Source organism: Mycobacterium sp. TH-M25, assembly GCF_057473665.1.
In genome coordinates this window covers 1-9,565 of sequence record NZ_JBYCLA010000609.1, presented here as the reverse complement: position 1 = coordinate 9,565, position 9,565 = coordinate 1, and the positions used below count along the sequence as shown (strand labels likewise).

Here is a 9,565-nt window from a genome sequence, read left to right as displayed (position 1 = left end):
GACACACCCTATATTCTGACTACATTTCGATGCGAATTCAGAGCCATCTACCCAGCTCAGGAATCAGACCACGCCCGAAAACCGTCGCAACTTCGGGCTAGACGAAGTTGCGGCGGTTCGGCGGTTCGGCGCGCGAAAGTGCTTCTGCCGAGTTATTTACCGGGTAGCGACGTCGCTGGCAGCACCCTCGCGTGAAGGCGCCCTAACCCATCAGGACGGCGTAACGCGGTTTGATCACGTCGTCGATGAGCGCCAGCCGCTCGTCGAACGGGATGAACGCGGACTTCATCGCGTTGACGGTGAATCGCAGGAGATCGCTCCACCCGTAGCCGAATGCGTCGACCAGATGGGCCATCTCGCGAGTCATGGTGGTGTCGCTCATCAACCGGTTGTCGGTGTTGACGGTGACCCGGAATCGCGTTCGGGCCAAGAGATCGAAGGGATGCTCGGCGATGCTGGTGACCGCCCCGGTCTGCACGTTGGAGCTCGGACACATTTCCAGCGGAATTCGCTTGTCCCGCAGTATCGATGCCAGCCGCCCCAACCTAACTTCACCGTCTTCGGCAACGTCGATGTCGTCGACGATGCGAACCCCGTGGCCCAGCCGGTCGGCACCGCAGAACGAGATCGCCTCTTGGATGGACGGCAGTCCGAATGCCTCGCCCGCGTGGATTGTGAAGCGGGCGTTGTTGTTTCGCATGTACTCAAAGGCATCTAGGTGCCGGGTCGGCGGGTAGCCGGCCTCCGCGCCGGCGATGTCAAAGCCGACCACGCCTTTGTCGCGGAAACGGATTGCCAACTCCGCGATCTCACGAGACAACGCGGCGTGCCGCATCGCGGTCACCAGGCAGCGCACCACAATGGGACGCCCGGCGGCCGACGCCGCCTGCTCGCCGTCGGCGAATCCGGCGAGCACCGCGTCGATGACCTCGTCGAACGCCAGTCCCTTGTTGATGTGCAACTCCGGGGCGAACCGCACCTCGGCGTAAACCACCGAGTCCGCGGACAGGTCTTCCACGCACTCGAAGGCGACCCGGTACAGCGACTCACGGGTCTGCATCACCGCCACGGTGTGTGAGAACGGTTCGAGGTAGCGCTCCAGCGATCCGCTGTGCGAAGCGGTGCGAAACCATTGGGCGAGCGCATCGACATTGGTCGCGGGTAGGTCGTCGTAGCCGGTCTGACCGGCGATGTCGAGCACCGTCGACGGACGCAGGCCGCCGTCGAGATGGTCATGCAGCAACGCCTTGGGCGCCCGCTCGATCGTGTCCAGGCTCAGCGGCGTCGTCATGGGGTGATCCGATCGATGATCAGTGGCCGCTCGACCGGGGCCTTATCGCCGACCGTGAAGCCCGCGTCCAACTCGGCCAGTGCGCCCGGAAAGCGGTCGGGCGTATCGGTGTACAGCGTGAACAGCGGCTCACCGGCTGCCACCGGGCTGCCGGAACAACGGTGGATCCGAATCCCGGCGCCGGACTGGACCGTCTCGCCCGGACGGGATCTGCCCGCGCCAAGTCGCCACACCGCGAGCCCCACTGCCTTTGCGTCGATATCTCCCATTGTGCCGCTTCGCGTCGCGGTGACGGTTTCGGAGTTCTTACCAACAGGCAACGGTTGGGACAAGTCTCCACCCTGCGCCGCGACCAGTGCCCGGAACCGGTCCATCGCCGTCCCGTCCCGCAAGGTCTGCTCAGGGTCGTGTCCGTCGATGCCGGCGAGTTCGAGCATCTCGCGAGCCAAGGCCAGCGTCAGCCCCACCACATCGGGTGGACCACCGCCCTCCAGCACCTCCAGCGCCTCGGCGACCTCGAGCGCGTTACCGACGGCCGCGCCCAGCGGGCGATTCATGTCGGTGAGCAACGCATGAGTCGGCAACCCGTGCTCGGCGCCCAACGCGACCATGGTCTCGGCCAGATCCCGGCATCGGGATTCGGAGTCCATCAACGCGCCGGAGCCGACCTTCACGTCGAGCACCAGAGCCCCGGCCCCCTCGGCGATCTTCTTGCTCATCACCGAACTGGCGATCAGCGGCAGCGACTCGACGGTCGCGGTGATGTCGCGTAGCGCGTACAGCTTCGCGTCGGCCGGCGCCAGCTGTCCGGCCGCGAAGATGGCCGCTCCGACATCGCAAAGCTGTTGCCGCACTTTGGCGTTCGTCAATGAACCAGTGAAGCCGGCGATCGATTCCAGTTTATCCAGGGTGCCGCCGGTATGCCCGAGCCCGCGGCCGGACGCTTGTGGCACCACCGCGCCGCAGGCGGCAATCACCGACACCAACGGCAAGGTGATCTTGTCTCCCACCCCGCCGGTGGAATGTTTGTCGACGGTCCGCGCCGGATGGCCGTTACGGCGCAGGTCGGCGAAGTCCAACCGGTCACCGGAGGCCACCATGGCCGTGGTCCAGCGCGCGGTCTCGCCGTAGTCCATACCGCGCAGGAACACCGCCATCAGCAGCGCCGACATCTGCTCGTCGGCGATCTGCCCGCGGGTATAGGCGTCAATGACCCAGTCGATCGCGTCATCGGACAACCGGCCGCCGTCACGTTTGGTCCTGATCACCGTCGGCGCATCGTGGTTCATGCGCGCTCGAGATCCTCGGGACCGAAGGCGTCGGGCAACAGCTCGCCGAGCGGTCGCGGCCCCGCGGCATGGTCGATCAGCATGTCCGGCCCGCCGTGTTCCAGCAACACCTGACGGCAGCGGCCGCAGGGCATCAGCAGCGCTCCCCCGCCGTCGACGCACACCAGCGCCAGCAGCCTGCCGCCGCCGGTGGAATACAGGGCGCACACCACCGCACACTCCGCGCAGAGACCTAGGCCATATGAGACATTCTCCACATTGCAACCGGTGATCACCCGGCCGTCGTCGACCAGTGCGGCAGCGCCCACCGGAAAGCGCGAATACGGCGCGTAGGCACCTCGTGAGGCTTGAGTTGCCCTGCTGTGCAGCACCTTCCAGTCGATTTGCTCAGACACGGTCCCGACCCCGCGCGTGGTGACAATGCATCCGAAAACCCCGCTCACTGTTGGCTAATTCACATGACCAGCCTAGATTCTGCGCGTATGGAAGCGCCGGTCGGCACCAAGCGGGCCGCCCGGTGGCAAGAATGGGGCTGAATCGGCCGCGTGAATGGGATTAAATTGAGTAGCCCATCGCAAAGGGGAGGCGGGAGATGACGACGACGTCGGCGAATCCGGCCACGCCGGAGGAAAAATCGCGACTGCAACTTCTGCGGCGCAGCCTCTATCGTGGCGATCCGGGAATGTGGTCGTGGGTGCTGCACCGCATCACCGGCGCTACGGTCTTCTTCTTCCTGTTCATCCACGTGCTCGACACCGCGCTGGTCCGGGTCAGCCCGCAGGCGTATGACGAGGTCGTTTCGACCTACAAGACGCCGCTCGTCGGCCTGATGGAACTCGGCTTGGTCGCCGCGGTGCTATTTCATGCGCTCAACGGCATCCGGGTCATCCTCATCGACTTCTGGGGGCAGGGGCCGCGCTATCAACGCCAGATGTTGTGGGCGATCGCGATCGTCTGGGTGCTGGTCATCGTGCCCGCCGCGGTAGTCGTCGCCGTTCACATGATCGGACACTTCCGGTGAGCTCACCCGATCTTCAGTTAGGCCGCGGAGAGGTCGCGCCGGTGCGCCAGCGCAACCACGACCGCCCGGCCGGCCTCGACAACCCGCGCACCCCGCGCCGCCGGTCCGGCATGCCGAACTTCGAGAAGTACGCCTGGCTGTTCATGCGGTTTTCCGGCGTCGCGCTGGTTTTCCTGGCGCTCGGCCATCTGTTCGTGATGCTGATGGTCGACGACGGCGTGTACCGCATCGACTTCAACTACGTTGCGCAGCGCTGGCATTCGCCGTTCTGGCAGACGTGGGATCTGGTGCTGCTGTGGCTGGCCCAGCTGCACGGCGGCAACGGATTGCGAACCATCATCGACGACTACAGCCGCAAGGGCTCCACCCGCTTCTGGCTGAACAGCCTGCTCGTCTTGTCGATGACGTTCACGTTGGTGCTCGGGACCTACGTGCTGCTGACGTTCGACCCCAACATTGGAGCCTGAGATGCATCGTAGGGCGGTGACATGATTAGCGAACACCGATACGACGTGGTGATCGTCGGCGCCGGCGGCGCCGGGATGCGGGCCGCCGTGGAGGCCGGCCCCCGCGTCCGGACAGCGGTTTTGACGAAGCTGTACCCGACGCGCAGCCACACCGGTGCCGCGCAGGGTGGCATGTGTGCGGCGCTGGCCAACGTCGAGGACGACAACTGGGAATGGCACACCTTCGACACCGTCAAGGGCGGCGACTACCTCGCCGACCAGGACGCGGTCGAGGTGATGTGTAAGGAAGCCATCGACGCGGTGCTCGACCTGGAGAAGATGGGGATGCCGTTCAACCGCACCCCGGAGGGCAGGATCGATCAGCGCCGCTTCGGCGGGCACACCCGCGACCACGGCAAGGCGCCGGTGCGCCGATCCTGTTATGCCGCAGACCGAACCGGTCACATGATCCTGCAGACGCTCTACCAGAACTGCGTCAAGAACGACGTCGAGTTCTTCAACGAGTTCTACGCGCTCGACCTGGTGCTCACCGACACCCCGAGCGGCCCGGTGGCCACCGGCGTCGTCGCCTACGAATTGGCGACCGGCGACATTCACGTCTTCCACGCCAAGGCCGTCGTGCTCGCCACCGGCGGCTCGGGCCGGATGTACAAAACCACCTCCAATGCGCACACCCTGACCGGGGACGGCATCGGCATCGTCTTCCGCAAGGGACTTCCGTTGGAGGACATGGAGTTTCACCAGTTCCATCCGACCGGGCTGGCCGGGCTGGGCATTCTGATCTCCGAGGCCGTGCGCGGTGAGGGTGGCCGGTTGCTCAACGGCGAGGGTGAGCGCTTCATGGAGCGCTACGCGCCGACGATCGTCGACCTGGCACCCCGCGACATCGTCGCGCGCTCGATGGTCCGCGAGGTGCTCGAGGGCCGCGGGGCCGGTCCACACAAGGACTACGTCTACATCGACGTCCGCCATCTCGGCGAAGAGGTGCTGAACGCCAAGCTGCCCGACATCACCGAGTTCGCCCGCACCTACCTCGGAGTCGACCCGGTCAACGAACTGGTCCCGGTCTACCCGACGTGTCACTACGTGATGGGCGGAATCCCGACCACCATCACCGGTCAGGTGTTGCGGGACAACACCAGCACCGTGCCCGGTCTGTACGCGGCCGGTGAATGCGCGTGCGTGTCGGTGCACGGCGCCAACCGGCTTGGCACCAATTCACTGTTGGACATCAACGTCTTCGGCCGTCGCGCCGGCATCGCCGCGGCCGCTTTCGCCAAGGGGCACGACTTCGTCGAGATGCCGCCGGACCCGGCGACGATGGTGGTCAACTGGGTCGCTGACATCTTGTCCGAACACGGCAACGAGCGAGTCGCCGACATCCGCGGCGCACTGCAGCAGACCATGGACAACAACGCCGCGGTGTTCCGCACCGAAGAAACACTCAAGCAGGCGCTCAACGACATTCACACGCTCAAGGAGCGGTACTCCCGAATCTCGGTACACGACAAAGGAAAGCGCTTCAACAGTGATCTGCTGGAGGCCATCGAACTCGGCTTCCTGCTCGAACTGGCCGAGGTTACCGTCGTCGGCGCGCTGAACCGCAAGGAAACCCGCGGCGGCCATGCCCGCGAGGACTACCCCAACCGCGACGATGTCAACTACATGCGTCACACCATGGCCTACAAGGACATTGGCGCCGACAAGCAGGGCACCGACAAGCAGGGCACCGATCTGCTCGCCGACATCCGGCTGGATTTCAAGCCGGTGGTGCAGACCCGTTACGAACCCAAGGAGCGCAAGTACTGATGAGCACCGACGCGCTCGAAGCGCCCGCCGGCGATCCTCCCCTGCCAGCCGTGCCCGAAGGTTCGGTCATGGTGACGCTGAAAATTGCCCGGTTCAACCCCGAGAACCCGGACCAATACGCCGACTCCGGTGGCTGGCAGAGCTTCCGGGTGCCGTGCCTGCCGACCGACCGGGTGCTCAACCTGCTGATCTACGTGAAGAGCTACCTCGACGGCACCCTGACCTTCCGGCGGTCCTGCGCGCACGGCGTGTGTGGCTCAGACGCCGTGCGGATCAACGGCAAGAACCGACTGGCCTGCAAGATGCTGATGCGCGACCTGCTGCCGAAAAAGCCAAAGAAAGACCTCACCATCACGATCGAGCCGATCCGCGGGCTGCCGGTGGAGAAGGACTTGATCGTCGACATGGAGCCGTTCTTCGACGCGTACCGCGCGGTCAAGCCGTACCTGATCACCAGCGGCAATCCCCCGACACGGGAACGGATTCAGAGCCAGACCGACCGCGCCCGCTACGACGACACCACCAAATGCATCCTGTGCGCGGCGTGCACCACCAGCTGTCCGGTGTTCTGGACCGAGGGCAGCTACTTCGGTCCGGCGGCGATCGTCAACGCGCATCGGTTCATCTTCGACAGCCGCGACGAGGGCGCCGCGGAGCGTCTCGACATCCTCAACGAGGTCGACGGTGTCTGGCGCTGCCGCACCACGTTCAACTGCACCGACGCCTGCCCCCGGGGCATCGAGGTGACCAAGGCGATCCAAGAGGTCAAGCGCGCGCTGCTGTTCGCCCGCTGAGGGCCGTCACGCCGAGCGTAACGCCACCGACATTTGCGGCGCCACAAACCTCCGTGGCGTTACGCTCGCGGTCACCATGACCGAGAACCTTGCCGCGAAGGTCGATCGCCACCTGTGGCTGCATTTCGCCAAGCACGGCCCGGGTACCAGGCCGCCGATCATCGTTCGCGGCGACGGCGTGACGCTCTTCGACGACGCCGGCAAGAGTTATCTCGACGGCCTGTCCGGACTGTTCGTGGTGCAGGTCGGACATGGCCGCGCCGAGTTGGCCGAAGCGGCCGCGCAGCAGGCGAACACGCTGGCCTACTTTCCGCTGTGGGGGTACGCGACTCCGCCCGCGATCGAACTTGCCGACCGGATCGCGGGGTACGCTCCCGGCGACCTGAACCGGGTGTTCTTCACCAGCGGGGGCGGCGAGGCCGTCGAGTCGGCGTGGAAGCTGGCCAAGCAGTATTTCAAGCTGACCGGCAAACCGGGCAAGCACAAAGTGATTTCACGCGCGACCGCTTACCACGGCAGCACGCACGGCGCGCTGGCGATCACCGGCCTGCCGGCCTACAAAACCCCGTTCGCGCCGCTGACTCCCGGCGGATTCCGGGTGCCGAACGCCAATTTCTACCGTGCACCGGAGCTGTTGCGCTCCGACGCGAAAGCGTTCGGGCAGTGGGCCGCCGACCGGATCGCCGAGGCGATCGAATTCGAAGGACCCGACACCGTTTGCGCGGTGTTCCTCGAACCGGTGCAGAACGCGGGCGGCTCTATCCCCCCACCGCCGGGATACTTCGAACGGGTGCGCGAAATCTGCGATCACTACGACGTGCTGCTGGTGTCCGACGAGGTGATCTGCGCCTGGGGCCGGATCGGATCGATGTTCGCCTGCTGTGATATCGGGGACGTCGGCTACCAACCCGACATCATCACCTGCGCCAAGGGATTGACATCCGGGTACTCGCCGATCGGCGCGATGGTCGCCAGCGACCGACTGTTCGAACCGTTCAACGACGGCACGACGGTGTTCCCGCACGGCTACACGTTCGGCGGCCATCCGGTGTCGGCGGCGGTCGCGCTGGCCAACCTCGACATCTTCGAGCGCGAGGACCTCAACGCCAACGTCAAGCGTCAGGCGCCGGCGTTGCGGGCCGCCTTGGAGCGACTCTACGACGTGCCGATCGTCGGAGACGTCCGTGGCGAGGGCTATTTCTACTCGATCGAGCTGGTGAAGAATCAGGCGACCCGCGAGACCTTCACCCGCGCCGAGGCTGCAAAACTGCTGCCGCACATCGCCTCGTCGTTGTTCGCTGCAGGCCTTTACTGCCGGACCGATGATCGCGGCGACCCGGTCGTCGTGATCGCGCCTCCACTGATCAGCGGACAGCCCGAGTTCGACACCATCGAATCCACCCTGCGCAGTGTGCTGAAGGACGCGTTGTGAGCAAACCGCCTATCGATCCGATCCGCTGGCAGCCGCCGCCGTCGCGACCACTACCCGAGCCGAATTTCACTGCGGCGCTGCATATCATCGATGTGCCGGGCACCGCCGCCGAGGACGTCGTCGCCGACGCCGACGGCAACATCTGGACCGGCGTCGAGGACGGTCGCATCGTCCGGGTCAGCCCCGACGGCGGTTCCGTGCAGGTGGTCACCGATACCGGCGGACGACCGCTCGGCCTGGCGTTCGCCCGCGACGGCCGGCTGCTGATCTGCGACAGCCACCGCGGCCTGCTGCGCTACGACCCCGCCACCGGCGACATCGAGACGCTGGTGGCCGAGATCGATGGCCGACCGCTGACATTCTGCTCCAATGCCGTCGAATCGTCAGACGGCACAATCTTTTTCACCGAGTCGACCAGTCGCTTCCACTACGAGTACTACAAGGGCTCGATCGTCGAGGGACGCCCGACCGGCGCGCTGTTCCGGCGTGAGCCCGACGGGACGGTCACCGAGTTGGCCGGCGGGCTGTATTTCGCCAACGGCGTGACGCTGACCGCCGACGAGTCGGCGGTGGTGTTCGCCGAGAGCGCCGGATGCCGGGTGTCGAAGTACTGGCTGACCGGTGAGCGGGCCGGCACCATCACCGGGTTGGTCACCGAGCTGCCGGGCTATCCGGACAACATCTCCACCGGCCTGGACGGCCGGATCTGGGTGGCGCTGGTGTCGGACCGCAATGCGCTCAACGAATGGTTGGCGCCGCGGGCACCGATCATCCGCAGCGTGATGTGGCGCATGCTGCCCTACCGGTGGCTGCCCAATCCGAAGCCGACGGTCTGGGTCGTCGGGTTCGACCCCGACAACGGGCAGGTGGTGGCTCAGCTACGGGTCCAGCATCCGGACTTCGGCCTGGCCACCGGCGTGGTGGAAACCCCGGGCCGGTTGTGGCTGGGCCGCATCGCCGGGCCCGGGATCTGTTATCTGCCCCTTGTCCACTAATTTAATGCAACATCCGTAACACCAGTCACAGCGCGGCTCCCGGACATCGGGCCGCTGATCGCCTACTCTGCTCAGACGATGACACTGTTGAGAACGGCGTCCTGCCGGGCAGCGGCCGGTTTCATGCTGAGTACCCCAGCGCTGATGGGCATGCCCGCGGCATTCGCGGAACCTAGCCCGGGGTCAGGACAAGCGCACGATCTGTGCCCGTACAAAGTCGCGACCCCGGCCGCGGTGGACTCCTCGGAAGTGCCCGAGGCCGGCGAGCCTCCGCTGCCGCTGCCAGTGCCGCCGTCGCCGATCGGCGGCAACGCGCTAGGCGGCTGCGGCGTCGTCACCGCCGCCGGCACTCCACCGGTGCCGGGCGACATCTCGGCCGAGGCCTGGGTGGTCGCCGACTTGGACAGCGGCGCCATCGTCGCCGCCCGCGACCCGCACGGCCGGCACCGTCCGGCCAGCGTCATCAA

The 9,565-nt window shown here is 65.9% G+C and carries 9 protein-coding genes and 1 pseudogene; 7 read left to right on the top strand and 3 right to left on the bottom strand.

Features of this window, described 5'->3' with window-relative positions; translation table 11 throughout:
- Positions 1 to 202: 202 nt before the first annotated feature.
- From AC2VOU_RS20240 to AC2VOU_RS20230, 3 genes are read right to left on the bottom strand one after another with little or no spacing between them, the layout of a single operon-like run.
- On the bottom strand, positions 203 to 1,291 hold the full coding sequence (locus AC2VOU_RS20240) for an adenosine deaminase (RefSeq protein WP_486958968.1): 1,089 nt from the start codon (positions 1,289 to 1,291) through the stop codon (positions 203 to 205).
- Complete coding sequence (locus AC2VOU_RS20235) at positions 1,288 to 2,580, bottom strand: thymidine phosphorylase (RefSeq protein WP_486958967.1); 1,293 nt, start codon at positions 2,578 to 2,580, stop codon at positions 1,288 to 1,290. The genes AC2VOU_RS20240 and AC2VOU_RS20235 overlap by 4 nt, the downstream gene beginning before the upstream one ends.
- Complete coding sequence (locus AC2VOU_RS20230; protein WP_486958969.1) at positions 2,577 to 2,963, bottom strand: cytidine deaminase; 387 nt, start codon at positions 2,961 to 2,963, stop codon at positions 2,577 to 2,579. Before AC2VOU_RS20230 ends, AC2VOU_RS20235 begins: the two co-directional genes overlap by 4 nt.
- A gap of 209 nt (positions 2,964 to 3,172) precedes the next feature.
- Between AC2VOU_RS20230 and sdhC the strand changes: the two genes are divergently transcribed.
- The 7 genes and pseudogenes from sdhC to AC2VOU_RS20195 form a co-directional block, all read left to right on the top strand.
- Positions 3,173 to 3,601 (top strand): succinate dehydrogenase, cytochrome b556 subunit, encoded by a 429-nt coding sequence (gene sdhC / locus AC2VOU_RS20225; RefSeq protein ID WP_486958966.1) that lies wholly within the window; start codon positions 3,173 to 3,175, stop codon positions 3,599 to 3,601.
- Positions 3,598 to 4,068, top strand: a complete 471-nt coding sequence (locus AC2VOU_RS20220; RefSeq protein WP_486958965.1) for a succinate dehydrogenase hydrophobic membrane anchor subunit — start codon at positions 3,598 to 3,600, stop codon at positions 4,066 to 4,068. Before sdhC ends, AC2VOU_RS20220 begins: the two co-directional genes overlap by 4 nt.
- Positions 4,069 to 4,089: 21 nt before the next feature.
- A complete protein-coding gene (gene sdhA / locus AC2VOU_RS20215; protein ID WP_486958964.1) occupies positions 4,090 to 5,877 on the top strand; it encodes a succinate dehydrogenase flavoprotein subunit in 1,788 nt (595 codons plus the stop codon).
- Complete coding sequence (locus AC2VOU_RS20210; protein WP_486958963.1) at positions 5,877 to 6,671, top strand: succinate dehydrogenase iron-sulfur subunit; 795 nt, start codon at positions 5,877 to 5,879, stop codon at positions 6,669 to 6,671. Before sdhA ends, AC2VOU_RS20210 begins: the two co-directional genes overlap by 1 nt.
- 76 nt (positions 6,672 to 6,747) lie before the next feature.
- Positions 6,748 to 8,103, top strand: a complete 1,356-nt coding sequence (locus AC2VOU_RS20205) for an aspartate aminotransferase family protein (RefSeq protein WP_486958962.1) — start codon at positions 6,748 to 6,750, stop codon at positions 8,101 to 8,103.
- Complete coding sequence (locus AC2VOU_RS20200; protein ID WP_486958961.1) at positions 8,100 to 9,098, top strand: SMP-30/gluconolactonase/LRE family protein; 999 nt, start codon at positions 8,100 to 8,102, stop codon at positions 9,096 to 9,098. Before AC2VOU_RS20205 ends, AC2VOU_RS20200 begins: the two co-directional genes overlap by 4 nt.
- A gap of 78 nt (positions 9,099 to 9,176) precedes the next feature.
- Positions 9,177 to 9,565, top strand: a pseudogene (locus AC2VOU_RS20195) (D-alanyl-D-alanine carboxypeptidase); the annotation flags it as partial.

What these genes read in the sequence shown, in the direction of transcription:
- AC2VOU_RS20235 (WP_486958967.1), bottom strand. Translation starts at nt 2,580, where the DNA reads ATGAACCACGATGCGCCGACGGTGATCAGGACCAAACGTGACGGCGGC.
- AC2VOU_RS20240 (WP_486958968.1), bottom strand. Translation starts at nt 1,291, where the DNA reads ATGACGACGCCGCTGAGCCTGGACACGATCGAGCGGGCGCCCAAGGCG.
- sdhC (WP_486958966.1), top strand. Translation starts at nt 3,173, where the DNA reads ATGACGACGACGTCGGCGAATCCGGCCACGCCGGAGGAAAAATCGCGA.
- AC2VOU_RS20205 (WP_486958962.1), top strand. Translation starts at nt 6,748, where the DNA reads ATGACCGAGAACCTTGCCGCGAAGGTCGATCGCCACCTGTGGCTGCAT.
- sdhA (WP_486958964.1), top strand. Translation starts at nt 4,090, where the DNA reads ATGATTAGCGAACACCGATACGACGTGGTGATCGTCGGCGCCGGCGGC.
- AC2VOU_RS20210 (WP_486958963.1), top strand. Translation starts at nt 5,877, where the DNA reads ATGAGCACCGACGCGCTCGAAGCGCCCGCCGGCGATCCTCCCCTGCCA.